General features: G+C 63.8%; 17 protein-coding genes. 5 read left to right on the top strand and 12 right to left on the bottom strand.

The window, feature by feature from the left end:
* Positions 1–109: 109 nt before the first annotated feature.
* Positions 110–1,114: a hypothetical protein gene (locus ACFORG_RS23345; protein WP_386738007.1), complete on the top strand. Its 1,005-nt coding sequence runs from the start codon at positions 110–112 to the stop codon at positions 1,112–1,114.
* A gap of 3 nt (positions 1,115–1,117) precedes the next feature.
* Here the strand turns inward: ACFORG_RS23345 and ACFORG_RS23350 are convergent, their stop codons facing one another.
* The 5 genes from ACFORG_RS23350 to yajC are packed head-to-tail and all read right to left on the bottom strand — an operon-like array spanning position 1,118 to position 5,176.
* On the bottom strand, positions 1,118–1,471 hold the full coding sequence (locus ACFORG_RS23350; RefSeq protein ID WP_386738008.1) for an Mth938-like domain-containing protein: 354 nt from the start codon (positions 1,469–1,471) through the stop codon (positions 1,118–1,120).
* A gap of 10 nt (positions 1,472–1,481) precedes the next feature.
* Complete coding sequence (locus ACFORG_RS23355) at positions 1,482–2,234, bottom strand: TSUP family transporter (RefSeq protein WP_386738009.1); 753 nt, start codon at positions 2,232–2,234, stop codon at positions 1,482–1,484.
* Positions 2,227–3,195, bottom strand: a complete 969-nt coding sequence (gene secF / locus ACFORG_RS23360) for a protein translocase subunit SecF (RefSeq protein ID WP_386738010.1) — start codon at positions 3,193–3,195, stop codon at positions 2,227–2,229. The genes ACFORG_RS23355 and secF overlap by 8 nt, the downstream gene beginning before the upstream one ends.
* A gap of 1 nt (position 3,196) precedes the next feature.
* On the bottom strand, positions 3,197–4,858 hold the full coding sequence (secD, locus tag ACFORG_RS23365) for a protein translocase subunit SecD (RefSeq protein WP_386738011.1): 1,662 nt from the start codon (positions 4,856–4,858) through the stop codon (positions 3,197–3,199).
* Positions 4,859–4,891: 33 nt separating this feature from the next.
* Positions 4,892–5,176, bottom strand: a complete 285-nt coding sequence (yajC, locus tag ACFORG_RS23370; RefSeq protein ID WP_386738012.1) for a preprotein translocase subunit YajC — start codon at positions 5,174–5,176, stop codon at positions 4,892–4,894.
* Between the two features lie 380 nt (positions 5,177–5,556).
* On the opposite strand from yajC, the gene ACFORG_RS23375 reads away from it, so the two are divergent.
* Positions 5,557–5,985 carry an SET domain-containing protein gene (locus ACFORG_RS23375; protein WP_386738013.1) on the top strand — a complete coding sequence of 143 codons (429 nt, stop codon included), beginning with the start codon at positions 5,557–5,559 and terminating at the stop codon, positions 5,983–5,985.
* Between the two features lie 116 nt (positions 5,986–6,101).
* On the top strand, positions 6,102–7,394 hold the full coding sequence (serS, locus tag ACFORG_RS23380; protein WP_386738014.1) for a serine--tRNA ligase: 1,293 nt from the start codon (positions 6,102–6,104) through the stop codon (positions 7,392–7,394).
* A 21-nt stretch (positions 7,395–7,415) separates the two neighbouring features.
* On the opposite strand, the gene ACFORG_RS23385 is transcribed toward serS, so the two are convergent.
* The 5 genes from ACFORG_RS23385 to ACFORG_RS23405 form a co-directional block, all read right to left on the bottom strand.
* Positions 7,416–7,943: a helix-hairpin-helix domain-containing protein gene (locus ACFORG_RS23385; RefSeq protein WP_386738015.1), complete on the bottom strand. Its 528-nt coding sequence runs from the start codon at positions 7,941–7,943 to the stop codon at positions 7,416–7,418.
* 109 nt (positions 7,944–8,052) lie between these two features.
* Positions 8,053–9,039: a fatty acid desaturase gene (locus ACFORG_RS23390; RefSeq protein WP_386738016.1), complete on the bottom strand. Its 987-nt coding sequence runs from the start codon at positions 9,037–9,039 to the stop codon at positions 8,053–8,055.
* A gap of 185 nt (positions 9,040–9,224) precedes the next feature.
* The gene (gene der, locus ACFORG_RS23395) at positions 9,225–10,724 is read right to left on the bottom strand and encodes a ribosome biogenesis GTPase Der (protein WP_386738017.1); all 1,500 of its coding nucleotides are present in this window, start codon (positions 10,722–10,724) and stop codon (positions 9,225–9,227) included.
* Positions 10,725–10,775: 51 nt separating this feature from the next.
* Positions 10,776–12,107, bottom strand: a complete 1,332-nt coding sequence (locus ACFORG_RS23400; protein WP_386738018.1) for a PQQ-like beta-propeller repeat protein — start codon at positions 12,105–12,107, stop codon at positions 10,776–10,778.
* A 78-nt stretch (positions 12,108–12,185) separates the two neighbouring features.
* Positions 12,186–12,857, bottom strand: a complete 672-nt coding sequence (locus ACFORG_RS23405) for a tetratricopeptide repeat protein (RefSeq protein ID WP_386738019.1) — start codon at positions 12,855–12,857, stop codon at positions 12,186–12,188.
* Between the two features lie 264 nt (positions 12,858–13,121).
* Here ACFORG_RS23405 and ACFORG_RS23410 point away from each other — a divergent pair, with 264 nt between their 5' ends.
* Together ACFORG_RS23410 and ACFORG_RS23415 are read left to right on the top strand one after the other, a co-directional pair.
* Entirely contained in the window at positions 13,122–14,390 is a 1,269-nt protein-coding gene (locus ACFORG_RS23410) for an efflux RND transporter periplasmic adaptor subunit (RefSeq protein ID WP_386738020.1), read from the top strand.
* Positions 14,387–18,178 carry an efflux RND transporter permease subunit gene (locus tag ACFORG_RS23415; protein WP_386738022.1) on the top strand — a complete coding sequence of 1,264 codons (3,792 nt, stop codon included), beginning with the start codon at positions 14,387–14,389 and terminating at the stop codon, positions 18,176–18,178. The genes ACFORG_RS23410 and ACFORG_RS23415 overlap by 4 nt, the downstream gene beginning before the upstream one ends.
* Before the next feature lies 1 nt (position 18,179).
* On the opposite strand, the gene ACFORG_RS23420 is transcribed toward ACFORG_RS23415, so the two are convergent.
* Both ACFORG_RS23420 and ACFORG_RS23425 read right to left on the bottom strand, forming a co-directional pair.
* Positions 18,180–19,733: a phospholipase D family protein gene (locus tag ACFORG_RS23420; protein WP_386738023.1), complete on the bottom strand. Its 1,554-nt coding sequence runs from the start codon at positions 19,731–19,733 to the stop codon at positions 18,180–18,182.
* Positions 19,734–19,804: 71 nt separating this feature from the next.
* Positions 19,805–21,595, bottom strand: coding sequence for an ABCB family ABC transporter ATP-binding protein/permease (locus ACFORG_RS23425; RefSeq protein WP_386738090.1), 1,791 nt, complete (start codon positions 21,593–21,595; stop codon positions 19,805–19,807).
* Positions 21,596–21,695: the final 100 nt, after the last annotated feature.

Here is a 21,695-nt window from a genome sequence, read left to right on the forward strand (position 1 = left end):
CTTGCCCCATGCCAGTGGTCGTAATTGGGGCTTTCGGCATGTCAAACTGCCGCCTATAGTTTCCCGAAAGCAGGCAGGCACCGCGAAAAATCTGCGGTTGGACAGGACTATGACAGAGACTGAGGCAGGGCGCCAAGCCTTCAACATCGTGATAGTCGGCCAGAACAACCGGCTGCAATACGAAGCCGTGCTCTTTGCTGCGTCCCTGCGCCATGCCTCTCCGGAGTTTTCGGGCAGACTGTTTGTCGCGGTACCGCAACCGGGTCCGCGCTGGAAATCCGACCCGAGCATCCAGAACGAGGACGTTCTCAAGGCGCTAGACTGGCTCGACGCCGAGATCCTGCCATTTGACAACCGCATATTCGGCGAGAGCTACCCGCACGGCAACAAGATCGAGGCCCTGCTCGCCGTGCCCGAGGGAGAACCTTTCGTCTTCTTCGACACCGACACCTTGATTACCGGCGAAATCTCGGATGTGCCGTTCGATTTCGATCGCCCGACCGCGTCACTCCGGCGGGAGGGCACGTGGCCGGAACCGACGCTTTACGGTCCCGGCTACACGGAGATCTGGGCCGCTCTCTATCGCCGGTTCGGACTGGATTTCGAAAGTTCGCTGGATACTGAACAACCGCACGAATACTGGCGTCGTTACCTGTATTTCAACGCGGGCTGGTTCTTTTACCGATGTCCGCGCGCTTTCGGGCAGCGCTTTCTGACCTATGCCAAGTCGATCAAGCAAGACCCGCCGCCCGAGCTTGTGGGGCAGAGCCTCGACCCGTGGCTTGACCAGGTGGCGCTTCCGCTCGTCATCCATTCCTTTGGCGGCGGGCGCGACACCCTGCCAGAGGGGTATCTCGACGGATCGGTCAGCTGTCACTATCGGCACTTTCCTCTTCTCTACGCGCGCGAAGAGGACGAGGTGATCGATATCCTCGAAACGGTATCGGCCCCCAACAAGGTCAAGAAGGTGCTACGCAACCACGACCCGCTCAAAAAGATGGTGTTCCAAGGCAAGGGCGAGAGAGTGCGTGCCTTGTTCGACCGGGCGCATCTTCCGCGCAAGGAACAGGCGATCCGCAACCAGATCCGTGCTGCGGGCTTGTGGATGCGCTGAGCCTCAGACCGGCAGAACCGCCAGTGCCACGCGGCGCCCCTCGGACAGCAGCACGTTGTATGTCCGGCATGCCGCCGGCGAGGACATGCTCTCGACCCCGACACCGGCGTCTTCCAGCTCGCGGCGCAGGTCGGCCGGCACATGCGTGATCTCGGCACCAGTGCCGACAAACAGCACATCGATCCGACCGGCAAGGGCAATGAGCGCCTGCTTATCCTCGTAACCGCTCCAGGCTTGCGTCCCCGAGGGACCGGTGATCAGGGCGCCGTGATAAACCTCGCCACCGACGCGGAAAAATCCGGGCCCGTAGCCTTCGACAGGTTTGGCATCGGTGTAGGCGATCTCGTTCAGTCTCATGCCGGTCTACTTAGTCCCACAATGGCAAGGCGGAAAGGGCTGAAAAGGCGATGATCGAATAGGCCGTGACGCGATAGAACCGCTCGAGCGATGGACGAAAGATCGCGGCACCCAAGGAGTTGCCCGTTATGTTGGGTATTGCGAGCAGTGCCCCGATCAAAAGCGCCTCGATAAACAGGTTCCCGTTCAGGGCATAAATGCCCAGCAGGTAAATGTCGTATGCAAAGAGATAGACCAGGATGGTCGCCCGCACCGTGGCGGCCGGCAAGGTACTGGCGAGATAGAGGGTGATGATCGGCGGACCCGGTACGCCCACCGTACCTCCCAGAAGACCTGCAAGCCCGCCTGTCGTGTAGATCAGGGGCGGTGTCATCGCGCCACGGTACCGTATGCCCGAAACGAGCAAAGAGAGCGTTACCAGCGCCACCACGCTGAGAACGTAGCGAAAGACCTCCGGATCGAGAACAAGGAGCAAGGCAACGCCAGCAGGCAAGGCAAGAGCCGTTGACACAAGCAAGCGCGCGAGATCGGGAAGGTGAACCGATCGGATCGCATGGCGAACGATCAGTAGCGGCCCGGCAAGGTCTGCGACCGTCATCGCGGTAATGCCAGCCACCGGCCCCAGAACCGCGCCTGTTGGGGGCAACAGGACGAGGCCTGATCCAAATCCCGCAAAGCCACGAACAAGGCCGGCGATGAATGAAACGACGCCCAGCCACCACAGCCCTTGCGTGGCAAGGGCCGTGGCGACAGTGTCAGGCATCGACGTTGGCGAACTGGTTCCCGCTGGTATTCGACGGCTTGGACCAGTCGCGCTTGACTCCCAGCCACAGCAGGATTGTCGAGGCGACGAAGATCGACGAATACGTCCCGACGATCACGCCCCAGATCATCGCAAACACGAATCCGCGGATAACGTCGCCGCCCAGCACGTAGAGCGAGATCAGCGCCAGCAGCGTCGTGACCGAAGTCATTACCGTCCGGCTCAGCGTTTCGTTGATCGAAAGGTTCATGACTTCCTTCAACTCGAGCTTCTTGTATTTCCGCAGGTTCTCGCGCACGCGGTCGAACACCACCACCGTGTCGTTCAGGGAATACCCCACGATGGTCAGAAGGGCGGCGATGATGGCGAGGTCGAAGCGGATTTGAAGCTCGGAGAAGATCCCGATAGTCAGAATCACGTCATGCACCAACGCCGCCACGGCCCCCAGCGCGAACTGCCATTCGAACCGGAGCCAGATGTAGACCAGCACCGCACCGATGGCGAGCGCGACCGCGATCATGGCAGTCTGGATCAATTCTCCCGACACCTTGGGACCGACGGATTCGACTGAAACGAACTGGATGTCGGGAACAACCGCGCTCAGCGCTTCCTGTGCAGCGGCGATGGTTTCGGTCGACACCGCTTCGTCGCCCTCCTGGGCCTGAATGCGGATCATGGCGACGTTCTCATCAGGGCCGAAGGTGGGATCGAACACTTCGGTTATGCTGATATCGCCAAGTTCCAGCGGTGCCAGGGCATCACGGTAAAGGCCCACATCCACCGGCTGTGTGCTTTCCGTGCGCACCGTCGTGCCGCCGCGGAAATCGATGCCGAAGTTCAACCCCTGGATCAGGAACGACGCAAAGGCCACGACCATCAGCAGGGCCGAAATGCCAAGCCAAAGCTTCCAACGATTGAAGAAGTCGAAAGAGGTCTGCTGGGGAACCAGTTTCAGTCTCATGTCAAACCTCGATCGTCTTTGGGCGACGGCGCTCGAACCACATAACGATCATCAACCGCGTCACGAAGATCGCGGTGAAGACCGAGGTCAGGATGCCGAGGCCGAGTGTGATGGCGAAACCGCGCACCGGACCAGAGCCCATTGCAAACAGGATCACCGCGGTGATGAAAGTCGTGATATTCGCGTCCAGGATCGCGCTGAGTGCCTTTTCATAGCCCAGTTCGATTGCCCGCGACGGCCCCTTTGAGGTTTTCAGTTCCTCTCGGATCCGTTCGAAGACCAGCACATTGGCGTCGACGGCCATACCGACCGTCAGGACGATGCCGGCAATACCTGGAAGCGTGAGCGTTGCGCCGATCAAGGACAACAGGCCGAAGATGATGCCGATATTCAGGATCAGGGCGACATTCGCGAACAGGCCGAACAAGCCATAGCTCAGCCCCATGAAAACAAGTACGGCAACGAAGGCGACGATCGTCGCGACGCGGCCTGCGTCGATACTGTCCTGGCCCAGTTCCGGCCCGATGGTCCGCTCTTCGAGGAAGTCGAGCCCGGCAGGCAGGGCGCCTGCGCGCAGCAGAACAGCAAGATCCGTGCTCTCTTCGACCGAGAAATTACCTGTAATGATGCCGGATCCACCGGGGATATGGCTCTGGATGACGGGGGCCGAGATCACCTCGTCATCAAGGACGATGGCGAAGGGCGAGCCGATATTCTCGAGCGTATAATCCCCGAACTTGCGCGCGCCAGAGGTGTTGAACCGGAAGGAAACCGCCGGGCGACCATTCTGATCGAACGAGGGCTGCGCGTCGACAAGCTCTTCTCCGGTTACCACCGGAGCGGCTTCAACCTCGTAGAAGATTCCGGATTCATCCAATGAAGGCAAAAGCTTGTTGCCGATACCGGTGTTGGCGTCAGCATCCGTGCCGCGGCCGATCACCGGGTGGAAGGACAGCTGCGCGGTCGTCCCGATCAGTTCCTTCAACTCGGCGGCTGAACCGATACCCGGAACCTGAATCAGGATCCGGTCCGAGCCCTGCCGCTGGATGGTCGGCTCGCGGGTTCCGACCTCGTCGATCCGGCGACGCACGATCTCGAGCGATTGACGTACGGTGCGGTCGTCGCTGGCGAGTTTCTCGGCCTCGCTGAGGGCGACAACGATCTCGTCGCCATCCGCACTCACGACGATGTCCGAGGCTCCTGCCCCGGTAAGTGATTGAATTGGCCGGGAAAGATCACGCACAACCTGAAGGGCACGGTCCATCCCCTCGGGCTGCGAGATGCGCACGCGCACCTCTTGCGGGTCCGAGGGTTGCTTGCGGATGGTGCCGACGGTCGCACGTTCCTGGCGCAGCGCATCACGGATCTCGGGCCACATTGCCTCCATCCGGCTGGCATAGACGTCCTCGACCTTCACTTCGGCCAGCAGATGCGCGCCGCCGCGCAGATCAAGACCCAGGTTGACCAGCGACGACGGCATCCAGCTGGGCCATTGTTCGGCAATCACCTGGTTCTCGGGCGTGTCCGCGCCCAGCTCGATCGCGGCGCGGGCGTCGTTCGACTGCTCGACGCGCGTGTAGAAGGTGTTGGGCAGCGCAAGGAGCAAACCAACCGCGCAGACCGCCCAGATCAGGACCCGTTTCCAGGTGTCAATATACAGCATTACCCTGCCTTTACAAAGGGTTGCAAGGCGCGCTTATTTCGCGGGTTCGGTCTTGCTCAGCACTTGTGCGATGGTGGCCTTGACCACGCGGACCTTGATGCCTTCGGCGATCTCGACCTCGAGTTCACCGTCTTCCTTGACCTTCGCAACCTTGCCGATGATGCCACCCTGGGTCACCACCTGGTCGCCCCGGCGCAGGGCATCTACCATGGACTGATGCTCTTTCACCTTTTTCTGCTGGGGGCGGATCAGCAGGAAATACATGATCGCGAAGATCAGGATGAGCGGGAGAAACTGGGCGATTGCGCCACCTTCCATGGGATGTTCCTTTGCATGAGTGAGGCGGGACCTCGGCCCCGGAGTTGCGCGGGAAACTATGCGCTGGCCCTTGGGTTTGCAAGGCGACGAAACGCGCCTTTTGTCCGTTTTGTACATGGTTGACGCGGGGGGTTGACCGTTTTGTACAAAGCCGACCATGGGGGTACCAATCGTTGTACCACCTGCCCGGTCGCCGGTTTCGTCGTTTTGCCCCCTGCGCGAACGCTGCTCAAGGCACACGAAACCCCTTGCCAGCAGCCGCGAATCGTCGCTTAGGATGATGTCGCGCAAGCCGCCTGGCGCGGGTCCAACACATGCTCTGGGGCCCATTCCACCCGACCGGAAAGGCGGCCCGGCCACCCATGAGAAGGAACTGGCGCATGATGATGGTGCGCTGCTATCTCGGCCCCTCGTCGATCGAGGGACTTGGCGTTTTCTGTCATGACGACATCACCCGCGGCGACAAGGTCTGGCGGTTCGACCGGATGCTCGATCTCTCGTTTCCCGAGACCAAGCTGGAAAATGTCGAGCGGCATGTCTGCGACTTTCTGGAGCATTACAGCTATCCCGACCCGCGTCGCATTGGGTATCGCGTGCTGGAATGTGACGAGGGGCGCTTCATGAACCACTCTATGTATCCCAACCTCGATTTCTCGGACGGGGTTTGGGGCATTGCTGTGACCGATATTCCGGCCGGGTCCGAACTGACCCGCGACTATGCCGATTTCCAGACCGGAGAGATCGTCATGCAGCCGCCGCGCCACAGGGTGAGCACGGCGCTTTTGCGCTCGGACATGGTTCTGAACTGACGCGACGCAAGGGCGCGGCCCGGTACACTGGGCCGCGCCAAGCGGGCGCTACCGCAGCCCCGCGAGATGGTGCATAAGGCGGCGGACAGTGATTCACCGCCACAAGGACCGGACCCATGCACGACATCCGCGCCATTCGCGAGAACCCGCAAGCCTTTGATGCCGCGTTGGCGCGCCGCGGGGATGCGCCGGTCTCGTCCGAGGTTCTGGCGCTGGACGAGGCGCGCCGGGCCAAGATCCTTGCCGCCGAAACCGCGCAGGCCGAACAGAACAAGGCCAGCAAGGAAGTGGGCGCCGCCAAGGGCCGCGGCGACGAGGCCGAGTTCGAGCGGCTGCGCGCGCTGGTGACAGAGAAGAAGGCCGAGGTCGCCGCGATGCAGGCCGAGGCCAAGGAGCTGGATGCGCAGCTGACCGACATGCTGGCGCGCATTGCCAACCTGCCCGCAGACGACGTGCCCGAGGGCGAGGACGAAGACGGCAATGTCGAGGTGAACCGCTGGGGCACCCCGCGCGAATTCGCCTTTGCCCCCAAGGAGCATTTCGAGATCGCAGGCGTTGCCCAGGGGATGGATTTCGAGACCGCAGCCAAGACCAGCGGCAGCCGGTTCGTGAACCTGTCCAAGGGCGTGGCGCGTATCCACCGAGCGCTGGCGCAATTCATGCTGGACACGCATGTGGACAAGAACGGTCTGACCGAGACGGCGACCCCCGTGCTGGTGCGCGACGAGGCGATGTATGGCACCGACAAGCTGCCCAAGTTCGGCGATGACAGCTATCAGACGACGAATGGCTGGTGGCTGATCCCGACCTCGGAGGTAACGCTGACCTATTCGGTGGCCGGTGACGTGCTGGAGGAAAGCGCGCTGCCGATCCGGATGACCGCGCATACCGTCTGCTTCCGCTCGGAGGCGGGCAGCGCGGGCAAGGATACGGCGGGGATGCTGCGCCAGCACCAGTTCGAGAAGGTCGAGATGGTATCCGTCACCCATCCCGACGATTCCGACGCCGAGCAGAAGCGGATGCTGCGCTGCGCCGAAGGGATCCTCGAGGATCTGGGTGTCCCCTACCGCACCGTGGTTCTGTGCACCGGCGACATGGGGTTCGGGGCGCGACGTACCTATGACATCGAGGCCTGGCTGCCGGGGCAGAACACCTATCGCGAGATTTCCAGCGTTTCGACCACGGGCGATTTCCAGGCACGGCGCATGAACGCGCGGTTCAAGCCCGCCGAGGGCGGCAAGCCGCAATTCGTGCACACTCTGAACGGATCGGGCCTTGCCGTCGGGCGCTGCCTGATCGCGGTGCTGGAGAACGGCCAGAACGAAGACGGTACCGTCACCCTGCCCGACGCGCTTGGCCCGTACTTGGGCGGCAAGCTGGTGCTGGATACGGACGGGACCCTGCGCTGAGCTGAATGCGGCGGAGGGCTGTCAGCCCTTCGCCTTCTTGCCCTTCTTTTTCTTGTCCTTCTTCTTTTTGCCGGACTTCTTGTCTTTTTTCTTGTCGGCTTTCTTCTTTTCCTTCTTCAGCTTTTCCTTGACCTTGGTCTTGGCCTTGCTGAATTCGGCCTGCAGAGCGTCGATCTTCTCGGCGGCTTTCTGTGCCTTTTCCTCGATGATCTCGGTGACGTTCTGATCTGCGGCGGGCTTTGGAGCCGCGGCTGGCTTAGGCTTTGCCGCAGGCGCGGGTTTGGGCGCCGTCGCCCTTCGGGTCGGCCGCCGCGTTGCGGCGCGCTTGGCCGGGGCGGGTTTCGTGGCCCCCGGGGCGGGCGTTGTCGTGTTCAGAAGCTGCTGCGCTGCTGCGATGATGGCCGGGGCGCGTGCGCCTCCGATGCCCTGCGCCGCCGAGAGCGCCTGTGGTGTGGTGGCGGCAACCGCCTCGGCCGTGTCAAAGCCGGCCTCGGTCAGGCGGCGTGCCAAAGCGGGTCCCACACCGCTGATCTTGCTGACTGGGGTCATATCACTCGTCTCCTCGTTCGATCACCAACGTATATACATTGCACATACGCTGGTGCAACCGCACATGGGACGAGTGTGAGCCGGAACCATGTCCCGGATCAAGGACGGATCAGCCGGGCTGTACCTGACCCTGCGCCGCGTTCGATTTCGGGAAGGGTACGAGGCGTTTCTGCTCCTCGTCCCACAGCTTGAGGTTCAGAGCGGCCACGGCCTCGGGGAACTTGATCCGGCGGGGGGCGACCTCGGGCGGCAGGTTATAGTGGCAGGCCCGCAGCCGGTAGGACGGGATGCGCGCGTTGAAGTGATGGATGTCATGCAGCGTGATGCAAGCCACCGCCATGTCGAACCACCAGCCGAAATCGAGCGCCGAGGACCCTTGCAACGCTGCGATCTGCGGGTCGAGATCGGGGCGGCGGTCCCAGTAGGTGTCTTCGAAATTGTGCTGAAGGTAGACGAGGAACACGCCCAGCATGCCGCCCAGCAGCGAGAAGATAAGCCAGACCAGCAGGCCGGTCGGACCCGCGACCCACCAAAGCAGGCCAAGCAGCGCGACGATCGACAGGTTGTGCAGCACGACGCCTTTCCAGCCGAAACGCATGGTGTTCTTGGGCCAGCGGTAGCGGATAAAGTAGGTGAAGAGCGCACCGACCGGGATCAGGACGAAGGGGTTGCGATACAGGCGATAGTGCAGCCGGGTCCAGAAATCGGCCGCGTTCCATTCCCGCAGCGTCATGGTGTGGATCTCGCCCGTCTCGCGATGCTCGAGATTGCCGATCCCGCCATGGTGGAGGTTGTGGTTCTGCTTCATCACCTCGAAAGGGGCGAAGGTGAAAGGCGACAGGGCGTGGCCGGCCAACTCGTTCTGGCCGCGCGTCTCGAACAGGGAGTGATGCCCGCAATCATGTTGCAGGACGTAAAGGCGCACGGCGGCAAAAGCGAAGACGATGCCCGACGGGACGAGAACGTACCAGCGATCCACATAGGCGATGGCAAGTGCCAGGGTCGTGAAATAGATCGCGAATGTCCCGAAATAGCTCAAGGATGCCAGACGGTTATCCTGTTTCGCATATTGCCGCGTATAGGCCCTGAGATCCATGTCGTCCCTCTTTATGTGCGATATCCCATGTCGCATCGACGAAATAGGCATCTTCGCCTGCGCGGCAAGCCGGGCAGCGGCGAATTTGCCAGTCATCGCAAGACATAAGACGAAATGCGGGCGCTGTCACGTACCCGCCGCGTCGCAGGACAGTATTGTCGGGGCGCATACCTCGCGCCCTCGGCTCAGCCGCGCCGTTTCAGGTGCTTGGCGAGAGCACCCGCGTTCTTTTCGCGCCGGCCCTTGTAGGGGTTCTTGCCCCCCTGCCCGCGCAGCGTCAGGCGGATCGGCGTTCCGGGCATGTCAAAATCTTCTCGTAGCCCGTTGATCAGGTAACGGCGATAGCTGTCCGGCATCTTGTCGGGATGCGAGCACATCACCACGAAGCCGGGCGGCCGGGTCTTGGCCTGAGTCATGTAGCGCAGCTTGATCCGGCGGCCCTGCGGTGCCGGGGGCGGATGTGCCTCGACCATGCCCGAGAGCCAGCGGTTGAGCGCCGCGGTGGGCACGCGGCGGTTCCAGACCTGGTGCGCGCGCAGGATGGCATCGTGCAGCCGGTCAAGCCCACGGCCCGTCTTGGCAGAGACCGTCACCAGCGGCGCGCCCCGCAGCTGCGGCAGAAGGCGGTCGAAACTCTCCTTCAACTCGCGCAGCTTGTCCTGCCGGTTCTCTTCGATGTCCCACTTGTTGACCGCGATCACCACGGCGCGGCCTTCGCGTTCGGCCAGGTCGGCGATGCGCAGGTCCTGCTGTTCGAATGGAATCGCGGCATCGAGCAGAACGACCACGACCTCGGCAAACTTGACCGCGCGCAGACCGTCCGAGACGGACAGCTTTTCCAGTTTTTCCTGCACCTTGGCCTTTTTCCGCATGCCGGCGGTGTCGAACAGGCGCATCGGTGTGACCTCGCCTTCGCCTTGGGGCCAGTCGACCCGCAGCGAAATGGCGTCACGGGTGATTCCTGCCTCGGGTCCGGTCAGCAGGCGATCCTCGCCCAGGATGCGGTTGATGAGGGTCGACTTGCCCGCGTTGGGCCGCCCGACCACTGCCACCTGAAGCGGTTTCTCGGATGTGGGACGCGCGCGGTCTTCGAGGGTTTGCTGGCTGTCTTCGCCTTCGCCCTCGTCATCGATGGTGACGTCGGTTTCGGGGGCGGCCTCGGCATCCTCGGCGGCGGCCTGCTCGGCCATCTTGTCGGCCAGCGGCTGGATCGCGGCGTAGAGGTCGGTCATCCCTTCGCCATGTTCACCCGACAGCCGGATCGGCTCGCCAAGGCCAAGCCCGTACGCCTCGAGCACACCGGCGTCGGCCGCGGCGCCCTCGGCCTTGTTCGCGGCAAGGATCACATGGGCGGAGCGCTTGCGCAGGATTTCGGCAAAGATCTCGTCCGTGGGCGTGATGCCCGCGCGCGCATCGACGAGGAACAGGCAGATATCGGCCATGTCGACGGCGCGTTCGGTCAGGCGGCGCATCCGGCCCTGAAGCGAATCGTCGGTTGCATCCTCGAGCCCGGCGGTATCGATCACGGTGAAGCGCAGATCGCCCAGCCGCGCCTCGCCCTCGCGCAGGTCGCGCGTCACGCCGGGCTGGTCGTCGACCAGCGCCAGCCGCTTGCCGACGAGGCGGTTGAACAGGGTGGATTTGCCCACGTTGGGGCGGCCCACGATGGCGAGGGTCAGGGACATGGCTCTTTCGGCTTTCGCGACTCTAAATGCGCGCTATAGCGCGTCAGGGCCTCAACGGAAAGCGTGCAATTGGCCCTTGGTCGATACGACGTAGAGCGTACCGCCCGCCACCACCGGTCCGCTTGTTGCGCCATCGGGGATCTCGACCTGGTGCGAGAGCGCGCCGCTTTCGGCGCTGAAGAACCGCAACCGACCATCACTCGAGGCGACAACGATGCGTCCGCCGGCAAGGATAGGGCCGTAATGGGCGAAGACAGTGCTGCGCTTGCGGGGCTTGTCCTTGACGAAGCCGGGCAATTCGGTGGCCCAGATGGTTTCGCCGCTGGCGGCGTTGACCCGCAGCAGGCGGTTGCGATCGGAGACGAAAAAGACGCTGTCGCCAACCGGCCAGACGGGACCGAGCGCGCCCTCGTCCATTGTCCAGAGGCGGTCACCTGTTTCCATATCGAAGGAGACCGTGCGGCCCGAATGGTTGCCGATATAGACGCGGCTGCCCGAGATAACCGGCGCGCCGGTCACGTCGCCGATCCGCGCCGCTGCGCGCCCGGGGCTGCGGCCGGTGACGGATGCGTTCCAGCGGCCGACGCCGCCGCGACGGAAATTGGCCGTGACATCCCCCGAGCCGAAGCCGAAGACGACAAGCTCGGACCCGAGGGCAGGTGCAGGAGCGCCCAGCACGTTGCCGACGCTGGGCGTGGCGACCGTCTGCCAGGCGATGCGACCGGTCTTGGTTTCGATGGCCCAGCCGATCTCGTCGCCGGCAACGAGGTAGAGAAGCCCGTCACGCACGGTCGGTTTGCCGGAACCGGTGGCATCAAGACGCTGACGCCAGCGGATGCCACCTGTGCGCGCCTCGATCGCCGTAAGACGCCCGAAGCCCGACGAGACGTAGAGCGTGCCGTCGGCATAGGCGAGACCGCCGCCCGTGGCTTGCCCCTCGCTTTCGCCGGGGGGGATGAGGTTGGTTTGCCAGACAAGCCCGCCTTGCGGGCTGACGGCCGAGACGGTGGCGCCGGAATCGAGCGTGTAGATGAGCCCGCCACCGACGACCGGTTCGGCGGTGATGCGCGTGCGGCGGGTGTCTCCTTCGCCGATATCGGTCGTCCAGACACGCTGAGGCGTCGCGCGCAGCGCCGGGTGGCTGGGCCGGAAGGACGGCGAGCCGATACCCTGCGTCCAACTGGAATTGGTCGATGGCGTACCGAGGCTGATTGCGCGGGGCCCTGTGCCGTCTTCGGGCGGCGCGGTCGAGGACTGACCCTCGGGGCGGATATCCTCGCGCGGGCCGGTCAGGATCTCTTCGCGTTCGGCGCAGGCGGTGAGGATCATCAGCGCGGCACTTGCCAGCGTCAGCCCGATCCGGGGAAAGCTCATGTCAACCATCTTAAGAAACTCGCCTGTCGTCCTTCGTTCGCTGCCGCGCGCCGTGGGTCGGCACGCCTGCCCTGCACGCAGCCCGGATCAGCCCTGCTGTCCGGGGGCCGGTTCGGGCGTGCCGCCAAGCGCCACAATCAACTGAGAGGCGCGTTGTTGCAAGTCCACGCTGGCCTCGGCGTCCTGGAGAATGCCCTGCAGCCGGTCGATGGCCGCGTCGGGGGCGTCCTGCTCGATCTCGATGAGGGCGAGTTGCTCTTCGGCCAGCAGGCGCAAGGGCGCTCCGGGCTGGGCGAGCGCCTCGAACTGCTGGCGGCGGTCGGCGACGGGGAGTGTCTCGGCCTGCATCAGGAGCGCCTTGAACGTGGCGATCTGGCGATAGATTTCTGGAAGCTCGCCCTGCGTGGAGACACCGGCCAGAGTTTCCGCCGCGGCCTCCTGCTCGCCCGACTGGGCCTGCGCGGCCGCGGTCAGAAGGTCGCGCACGGCAGCACCGCCGGGCGTGTCAGGCTGCACCTGCGCCAGCGCTGCGGCGCGATCGGCGGGCGCGTCCGGGTCGAGCGCGGCGATCAGCGCATCGCCAAGCTGTTGCGCGGTCGCTGTTTCCTGGGCCTTGCGATACTCGTTCCAGGCCGCACCGCCGACGACGGCGATGACGACCACCACGCCGACCCAACCCCAGCGCCGCAAGAGCAGGTACATGCGGTCGCGGCGCACCTCTTCGGTCACTTCGTCGATGAAACTGTCGGCGTCGCTCATCCCTGTCCCCGCTCCCGGATGGTCCTGTTTACGTCCGGCCCCTCTTAACCTGCGCCATAGGCCAAGCCAAGGGGGCGTATTCTGCGCAATTCGCGGGCAGTTGCGTCGCAGGTCGAAAAAAAATAATCTGAACTGGTCGGTTCAGCGTAGACAAGGTGTGGGTAAATGCCCATGTCACGCCAAACAAAGGGGTCTGTTCATCCGAGTCTGGGAGGATGACCGGCCCCCAAGACCCCGCCCAGGTTTATTGAAAGAGGCAATTTTATGCGACTGATCCCGTTTATCACCGCAATTCTGGTGACCGCGACACTGTATCTGCTGGTGTTCGAACGTGACGACCTGATCGCATTTGCAAAGGGCGAGGTCGAGGCAAGCGCGATGCTTCCCGGAGACGGCGATGCCGCGGCAGATGCCGTGGAAGACATGACCGAAACGGCCCCGCAGGAAGCCGAAGGCGCAGGAGCGGTCGGCGTTGTTGCCATGAAATCCACCGCACGCGAGATCGACAGCGCGGTCGTGCTGCGCGGTCAGACCAAGGCGATGCGCCAGGTCGAGGTCCGGGCCGAGACCAGCTCGACCGTGATTTCGGAGCCGCTGCGCAAGGGGGCGTTCGTCAAGGCAGGCGACCTGCTGTGCGAGCTAGACCCCGGAACCCGCGAAAGCACGCTGGCAGAGGCGCGCGCCCGCAAGGCCGAGGCGCAGGCCAAGGTGCCCGAGGCCGAGGCGCGCCTTGAAGAAGCACACGCGCGGCTTGCAGAGGCGCGGGTCAACGACAATGCCGCGCAGAAGCTGAGCCTGTCCGGCTACGCCTCGGAGACGCGGCGGATCGCGACCGAGGCCGCCGTGCGTTCAGCCGAGGCGGGAATCAAGTCTGCCGAAGCCGGGCTGCAGACCGTGGGGGCCGGAATCGAGGCGGCGACCGCCGCAGTAGCGGCAGCCGAACGGGAAATCGACCGTCTGACCATCGAGGCGCCGTTCGACGGGCTGCTGGAAAGCGACACGGCCGAGCTGGGAAGCCTGATGCAGCCCGGCTCGCTTTGCGCGACGGTTATCCAGCTCGACCCCGTCAAGCTGGTGGGTTTCGTTCCCGAGGCCGAGGTGAACCGTGTCCAGATGGGGGCGATGGCCGGGGCCGAGCTGATCACCGGTGAGCGTGTGCAGGGCCGCGTTACATTCATCAGCCGGTCGGCCGATCCCACGACGCGGACCTTCGAGGTGGAGATCACGGTGCCGAACGAAGATCTGAGCATCCGCGACGGGCAGACCGCCAGCATCCTGATCTCGGCCGAGGGCGCGCAGGCTCACCTGCTGCCGCAATCCGCCCTGACCCTCAACAACGAAGGCGATCTGGGCGTACGCGTGGTCGATGCGCAGAACAGCGTGGGCTTCATGCCGGTGCGCCTGATCCGTGACGCGGCCGATGGCGTCTGGGTCGGCGGGTTGCCGCAGACCGTCGACATCATCGTCGTCGGGCAGGAATTCGTGACCGAGGGCGTGCGGGTCGCGCCAACCTTCCGGGAGGCTGCACAATGACCGGTATCGTCGACTGGGCCGCCTCGCGCGCCCGGATGGTCATCGCCTTCATTATCATCTCGCTGGCGGTGGGCACCTATTCCTACGTGACGCTGCCCAAGGAGGGCGAGCCCGATATCGACGTGCCGATGCTGTTCGTATCGGTCCAGTTTCCCGGCATCTCGGCCGAGGATTCCGAGAGCCTGCTGGTCAAGCCCATGGAAACCGAGATGGTCGATCTCGACGGGCTCAAGGAAATGACCGCCACGGCGTCGGAAAACTATGCCGGTATCCTGTTGGAGTTCGATTTCGGCTGGGACAAGTCGGCCACCATCGCCGATGTACGCGACGCGATGAACAGCGCGCAGGCCGAGTTCCCCGAAGGAGCCGAGCAGTACACGATCAACGAGATCAACTTCTCGGAGTTTCCCATCGTGATCGTCAGCCTGTCGGGCGCGGTGCCCGAGCGGACCATGGCACGCATCGCCAAGGACCTGCAGGACGATATCGAGGCGCTGGACGCCGTGCTGGAAGCCGGGATCGCGGGCAACCGCGACGAGATGCTGGAGGTCGTGATCGACCCGCTGCGGCTGGAGGCCTACAACGTCACGGCGGCCGAGCTGATCAACGTGGTCAATAACAACAACCAATTGATCGCGGCGGGCGAGGTCGAAACCGAACAGGGCACGTTCTCGGTCAAGATCCCCTCCTCGTTCAAGACGGCGCAGGATGTCTATGGCCTGCCGGTCAAGGTCAATGGCGACCGGGTGGTGACGCTGGGCGAGCTTGCCGAGATCAACTATACCTTCGAGGATCGCGTTGGCACCGCGCGGTTTGCCGGCGAAGACACGGTCGCGCTGCAGGTGGTCAAGCGCAAGGGCTATAACCTGATCGACACGGTCGACCTGGTGAAACAGACCGTGGCCGCCGCACAAGAGGAATGGCCCGACGAGCTGCGCGCCGCGGTGCGCGTGAATCACTCCAACGACCAGAGCCGGGTCGTGGGGTCGATGGTGAGCCAGCTCGAGGGGTCGGTTCTGACCGCGATCGCGCTGGTGATGATCGTCGTACTGGCCTCGCTGGGCAGCCGGGCCGCGCTGCTGGTGGGCTTTGCCATCCCGACCTCCTTCCTTTTGTGTTTCGCGCTGCTGGCCGCGATGGGCGTGAGCGTGTCGAACATCGTGATGTTCGGGCTGATCCTGGCGGTGGGTATGCTGGTCGACGGGGCAATCGTCGTCGTCGAATACGCCAACAAGCGCATCTCCGAGGGTGTCGGCCCGATGCATGCCTATGTCGAGGCCGCCAAGCGGATGTTCTGGCCGGTCATCTCGTCCACGGCCACGACGCTGTGCGCCTTCCTGCCGATGCTGTTCTGGCCCGGCATCCCGGGTGAGTTCATGGGGATGCTGCCGGTAACGCTGATCTTTGTTCTTTCGGCCTCGCTGGTTGTCGCGCTGATCTACCTGCCGGTCGTGGGCGGTGTTTCGGGCCGGATCAGCCGCTCGTTCTCGCGCACGTCGGACTGGCTGCGGGCGCGGACGCCGTGGATCGTGCGCGCGGCGCTGGTGCCCCCCTCTCTCTACGGCATGTTCCTAGGCGCGATGCAGATGCTGAACCCGGCCTACCTGCTGCCGGGTAACGAGAACCTGGTGTTCGGCGAGTTCGTTGGCGCGGCCATGTTCGCGGCTTCGGCCTTTGCCGCGTCGATCACGCTGAGCGCATCGCGGATCGAGATCCCGCAGCGCAAGGTTGCCAAGCAGGGCGGGCACAGCCTGTTCGGGTATTTCATCAAGTTCATCGCCGGCAACCCGATCATGCCCGTCGTCGCCATCGCGGCGGTCTTGTTCACGGTCTACCAGGTTGTTTTCGTGATCTTCCCCGAAAACTCGCGCGGGGTTGAGTTCTTTGTCGAGAGCGAGCCGGAACAGGCGACGACCTATGTGCGGGCGCGCGGCAACCTTTCGCTGGCCGAAAAGGACGAGATGGTGCGCGCGGTCGAAGAGATCGTGTCGGCGCATCCGGCGGTGATCAACGTCTTTTCCTTTGCGGGCGAAGGCGGGCTGAATACCGGCGGTCCAGCGGGCGGCCAGTCGCCTGCCGACACGGTGGGCCAGGTCCAGTTCGAGATCATCCCGTGGGAAGAGCGCCCGACCGTGTCCGAGCCGATCCTTGACGGGCGCCTCTCTCGGCAGGTGACGGCGCCGGATTTCGACGGCGACCGGGTGATCGACCAGTTGAACGCGGAACTGGCCAAGCTGCCGGGCATCATCGCCGAGATCTCGGCGCTGGAACAGGGTCCTGGACAGGGCAAGCCGGTGCATCTGCGGATCATGGGCGACAACTGGGATGAACTGGTTGCCGCGACGCAGACCGCGCGCGAGGAATTCGACGCGATGCCCGGCCTCATCAAGGTCGAGGATACGCTGCCCCTGCCCGGCATCGACTGGCAGATCGACGTGGATGTCGCCAAGGCGGGCCGCTTTGGCGCGGACGTTGCGACCGTGGGCGCGATGGTGCAGCTTGTCACGCGCGGCATCCTTCTTGGAGAGATGCGCCCGCTCAACAGCGACGAGGAGATCGAGATCCGCGTGCGCCTGCCCGATCAGGACCGCGTTCTGGCGACGCTCGATTCGCTCAAGGTGCGCACGAATGACGGGCTTGTGCCGCTGTCGAACTTCATCACGCGTAAACCTGTCGACAAGCTCGCCGAGATCACCCGCGTTGACCAGACACGCTATTTCGACGTGAAGGCGGATGTGGCGCCCGGCCTCGTGAAGCTGGTCACGGGCGCGGAAGATGCACCTGAAACGCTGGCCCTGTTGCGTCGTGCCGAAGACGGCGCGACCGGCTCGGACCTTGTGACGGATCCGGGCGGCAATGCCTACACAATGGTCCAATTCGGCACGGCCGAAACGATCAATGCGCTGCGCGACGCCGTCGAGTCGGGCGAAGCCCGGTTCGTACCGGTGAATGCCAACGAGCGCATCCAGATGCTGACCACCTGGCTGGAGAGCGAACCGTTCGAGGGCGCCGTCGAATGGGTCTGGACCGGCGACCAGGAAGAACAGGCCGAAAGCCAGGACTTCCTGATGAAGGCCTTTGCCGCGGCGCTTGGCCTGATGTTCGTGATCCTGCTGGCGCAGTTCAACAGCTTCTACAACGCGGTGCTGGTGCTGTTGGCGGTCGTGCTGTCCACGACCGGCGTGCTGATCGGCATGATGGTGATGGAGCAGCCTTTCTCGATCATCATGACCGGCACGGGGATCGTGGCGCTTGCGGGGATCGTGGTGAACAACAACATCGTTCTGATCGACACCTACCAGGAATACAGCGCCTACATGCCGCGGATCGAGGCGATCATCCGCACGGCAGAGGCGCGCATCCGGCCGGTTCTGCTGACCACGATCACCACGATGGCGGGCCTGACGCCGATGATGTTCGGCCTCAGCCTCGATTTCATCGGCGGCGGGTATTCCATCGACTCGCCCACCGCGCTCTGGTGGAAGCAGTTGGCGACGGCCGTGGTGTTCGGCCTTGGCATCGCAACGGTGCTGACACTGGTGGTGACCCCCTCGCTGCTGGCGCTGCGTGTGTGGTTCTGGACCTATGTCTTTGCCTTCTTCCGTCTGCTGGCGCGACTTACGCAGGGCCGTTCCAGCCGGATCGCGCGCGACTCGCGGCTTTACCGCAAGGCGCGGCAGATGCAGGCCACCGAGATCATCTGGGATGACCTGTCGGAGGCTGCCCCGAGAAGCGACACGCCGCCGAACGAGCCGGGCCTGACCCCGCCGCTGCGCGCAGCGGAATAGGTCAGAGCATCCATTCGATCGGCAGGACCCCCATGAACCTGACCAGCCACCGCGATAGCGCGGTGGTCTTGGGTTCGGTCTCGTATAGGGTGGTCTCGCCCTCGGCGCTCCGGCGCCAGTCCAGCTCGCCATCCGCGCCACGCGAGACCGAGTAGGTCCAACGGTCGAGATTGGCGGTGATCTGGTTGGTAAAGGCCTGCGCAATCGTGGGGCTTTCGATCAGGAACCCCATCTCGGTGTTGAGACGGGCCGAGCGCGGGTCGAAGTTGAAAGAACCCACGAAGATCTCGTCGTCATCCAGAACGAAGGTCTTGGCGTGCAGGCTCGTATTGGTAGAGCCGGTCAGGCCGAACTGCTCCCACAGCTCGCGCTTTTGCAGGTCAGAACGCAATTCGCGCACGTCGACCCCGGCATCGACCAGCCTGTCGCGATACTTGCGGTAGCCCGAATGCACCGGCAGCACATCGGTCGCCTCTTGCGCATTGGTGAGGGTCATGACCTCGACGCCGGACCGGGCCCAGTCGACAAGGATGTCGGTGAGCCGGTCGCCGGGAACGAAATAGGCCGAGATGAGGACAGCCTCGCGCGTCGGGCGTTCCACCAGTTTCAGAAGACGGGTGATCATCAGGTCCTCTTCGCCCGCCTGCCCCAGCCCCTTGGCCGGATCGTCGCTGACCATCTGCATCGGCACCCATTCAAAGGCACGGGTGTCGTCGAGGATCTCGTCACGCAGCGGCAGGCTGCGCACGTCCTCGGCATAGGCTTCGGCCCCCGGCCGGGCGCGAACCTCCTGTACAGCGGCGTCCAGAAGCCCGCCATCGGCGGGCCGTGCCGGCAGGATCAGATCGGCGGGTACGGCACTGTCCGAGGCCCAGTAGAGGTCGAAATCATCGGCCACGTCCTGTGCCGCGTCGCCTAGGGCAACCACATCTAGGTCGAAGTAATTCACCTCGGTGTTCGTCGAGAAGTAGATGTCGCCGACGTTGCGCCCTCCGACAATGGTGGCCACGCCATCGACCGTCATGCTCTTGTTGTGCATCCGGCGGTTCAGGCGCGAGAAATCGAACAGGTAGGACAGCATGCGCGGGCTGCGCAGGACGAAGGGGTTGAAGATGCGCACCTCGATATTCTCATGCGCGTCCATCTCGGCCAGTTCGGCGTCGAGATCGGGAATGCCGTTGTCGTCGAGCAGGAGCCGGACCCGAACACCACGGTCGGCGGCGCGTTTCATCGCGTCGAGAAGCAGCAGCCCCGATATGTCGCGCTGCCAGATGTAATAGCGGGCATCGATGCTCTGCTCGGCCATGTCGGCCAGCTGGATCCGCGCGGCATAAGAGACATGGCCATCCTGCAACCGGCTGACGCCAGACAGGCCGGGATGCGCGGCGACCTGCGGCAGGACAGCGGCGCCCAACGTGGTGTCGGCCGAGGGCGGAATGGCGCGGCTGACCTCGCGGCTTGTATCGGTGGGCACGGGGTAGAGCGCCCGAAAGGCCAATCCGCCCAGCAGGAAAAGAACGACCACGTAAATGATGGTCCGCAGCACTCCAAGCATCCGCAACTCCTTGTCTCACGTCCGGGTCGGACGATAGTGGCAAGGCTGCGCATTGCAGGCAAGCGTGCTGGTCAGGCGGCGTCTTCCTCGGATTGCTGGCGCGACCAGAGCTGCGCATAACGCCCGCCTCGCGCCAGCAGGTCGGCATGCGCCCCCTGTTCGACGATCTCGCCCTTTTCCAGAACGACGATGGTGTCGGCCTCGGCAATGGTGCTGAGCCGGTGCGCGATGGTGATGACGGTGCGACCCTCGCCCGCGCGAGCCAATGCGCCCTTGATCTCCTGCTCGGTATCGGTGTCGAGCGCCGATGTGGCCTCATCCAGCAGCAGGATCGGCGGGTTCTTGAGAAGGGTGCGGGCGATGCCCACCCTCTGCTTCTCGCCGCCCGACAGCTTGAGCCCCCGCTCGCCCACCTTGGTATCGTATCCTTCGGGCAGGGTCAGGATGAAATCATGGATCTGGGCGGCGCGGGCCGCGGCCTCGATCTCGGTCTCGGTCGCGTCCTCACGGCCATAGGCGATGTTGTAGCGGATCGTGTCGTTGAACAGCACGGTGTCCTGCGGCACGACACCGATGCTGGCGTGCAGGCTTTCCTGGGTGACATCGCGGATGTCCTGCCCGTCGATACGAAGGGCACCCTTGGTGACGTCGTAAAAGCGGAAGAGAAGCCTGCCGACCGTGGATTTCCCCGAACCGGTCGCGCCGACGATGGCCACAGTCTGCCCGGCAGGCACCGTCAGCGAGACGCCATGCAGGATCTCGCGCTCGGGGTCGTAGCCGAAATGCACGTTGTCGAGCGTGATCTCGCCCCCTGTCACCTTCAGCGGCTTGGCGCCCGGCTTTTCCTCGACCTCGGCCGGTTGTTCGAGCAGCACGAACATTTCACCCATGTCGACCAGAGCCTGCCGGATTTCGCGGTAGACGGTGCCGAGGAAATTGAGCGGCACGGTTATCTGGATCATGTAGGCGTTCACCATGACGAAATCGCCCACAGTGAGTGTGCCGTTCTGCACCCCGACGGCGGCGAGAACCATCACGCCGATCAGCCCGCAGGTGATCAGGAAGCTTTGCCCGAAATTGAGGAAGGCCAACGAATAGGCAGTCTTGAGAGCGGCCCCCGCATAGGCCCGCATCGACACGTCATAGCGTTGAGCTTCGCGCTCTTCGGCATTGAAATACTTGACGGTTTCATAGTTAAGCAGCGAGTCGATGGCGCGCTGGTTGGCCTCGGTATCCTGCTCGTTCATCTCGCGGCGCAGCTTTACCCGCCATTCGGTCACCGCGAAGGTGAACCAGATGTAGACGGCAATGGTACCCGCCACGACCAGAAGGTAGCGAATGTCGAATAGCACTACGAGGATCACACCGACAAGTAGCAGTTCGAGGATCAGCGGACCGATCGAGAAGAGCAGGAAGCGCAACAGGAAGTCGACGCCCTTGACCCCGCGCTCGATAATCCGGCTGAGCCCGCCTGTGCGGCGCGTGATGTGATAGCGCATCGACAGGCGGTGGATATGGCGGAACGTCTCGAGCGCCAGCGCCCGCAGCGCGCGCTGGCCCACCGGCGCAAAGAGCGCGTCACGCAACTGCTGAAACCCGACATTCATCATGCGCGCGACGCCATAGGCGACGGTCAGCCCCACGGCGCCAAGGGCAAGCGGCGGCACGCCCTCGCCCGCAAGCGCATCGACGGCGCCCTTGTAGAGGATGGGGGTGTAGACCGCGATCAGTTTGGCAAGAACCAGCATCGCCATGGCGGCCACGACACGGCGTTTCACCCATGTCTCGCCTTCCGGCCAGAGATAGGGTGCGACCTTGCGGATCGTGCGCCAGCCCGAGCGACGCTCGGCCTCGGCTGTCATGTCTTCGGGTTGGTTGGGGGGCACTTACGTTCTCGCCTGCCTTGCCTGGTACCGGAACCTAGCCCTTGACCGCATGGCGGCCAGAGGTCAAGGGCAGATG

Origin of the sequence: Lutimaribacter marinistellae (assembly GCF_042648365.1) — a bacterium.
In the GTDB taxonomy this organism is placed as follows: domain Bacteria; phylum Pseudomonadota; class Alphaproteobacteria; order Rhodobacterales; family Rhodobacteraceae; genus Lutimaribacter_A; species Lutimaribacter_A marinistellae.

What these genes read in the sequence shown, in the direction of transcription:
- secF (WP_386738010.1), bottom strand. Translation starts at nt 3,195, where the DNA reads ATGAGACTGAAACTGGTTCCCCAGCAGACCTCTTTCGACTTCTTCAAT.
- ACFORG_RS23425 (WP_386738090.1), bottom strand. Translation starts at nt 21,595, where the DNA reads ATGACAGCCGAGGCCGAGCGTCGCTCGGGCTGGCGCACGATCCGCAAG.
- ACFORG_RS23400 (WP_386738018.1), bottom strand. Translation starts at nt 12,107, where the DNA reads ATGGTTGACATGAGCTTTCCCCGGATCGGGCTGACGCTGGCAAGTGCC.
- ACFORG_RS23385 (WP_386738015.1), bottom strand. Translation starts at nt 7,943, where the DNA reads ATGACCCCAGTCAGCAAGATCAGCGGTGTGGGACCCGCTTTGGCACGC.
- ACFORG_RS23390 (WP_386738016.1), bottom strand. Translation starts at nt 9,039, where the DNA reads ATGGATCTCAGGGCCTATACGCGGCAATATGCGAAACAGGATAACCGT.
- ACFORG_RS23410 (WP_386738020.1), top strand. Translation starts at nt 13,122, where the DNA reads ATGCGACTGATCCCGTTTATCACCGCAATTCTGGTGACCGCGACACTG.
- ACFORG_RS23405 (WP_386738019.1), bottom strand. Translation starts at nt 12,857, where the DNA reads ATGAGCGACGCCGACAGTTTCATCGACGAAGTGACCGAAGAGGTGCGC.
- yajC (WP_386738012.1), bottom strand. Translation starts at nt 5,176, where the DNA reads ATGGAAGGTGGCGCAATCGCCCAGTTTCTCCCGCTCATCCTGATCTTC.
- ACFORG_RS23355 (WP_386738009.1), bottom strand. Translation starts at nt 2,234, where the DNA reads ATGCCTGACACTGTCGCCACGGCCCTTGCCACGCAAGGGCTGTGGTGG.
- ACFORG_RS23415 (WP_386738022.1), top strand. Translation starts at nt 14,387, where the DNA reads ATGACCGGTATCGTCGACTGGGCCGCCTCGCGCGCCCGGATGGTCATC.
- ACFORG_RS23350 (WP_386738008.1), bottom strand. Translation starts at nt 1,471, where the DNA reads ATGAGACTGAACGAGATCGCCTACACCGATGCCAAACCTGTCGAAGGC.
- ACFORG_RS23420 (WP_386738023.1), bottom strand. Translation starts at nt 19,733, where the DNA reads ATGCTTGGAGTGCTGCGGACCATCATTTACGTGGTCGTTCTTTTCCTG.
- secD (WP_386738011.1), bottom strand. Translation starts at nt 4,858, where the DNA reads ATGCTGTATATTGACACCTGGAAACGGGTCCTGATCTGGGCGGTCTGC.
- serS (WP_386738014.1), top strand. Translation starts at nt 6,102, where the DNA reads ATGCACGACATCCGCGCCATTCGCGAGAACCCGCAAGCCTTTGATGCC.
- ACFORG_RS23345 (WP_386738007.1), top strand. Translation starts at nt 110, where the DNA reads ATGACAGAGACTGAGGCAGGGCGCCAAGCCTTCAACATCGTGATAGTC.
- der (WP_386738017.1), bottom strand. Translation starts at nt 10,724, where the DNA reads ATGTCCCTGACCCTCGCCATCGTGGGCCGCCCCAACGTGGGCAAATCC.
- ACFORG_RS23375 (WP_386738013.1), top strand. Translation starts at nt 5,557, where the DNA reads ATGATGATGGTGCGCTGCTATCTCGGCCCCTCGTCGATCGAGGGACTT.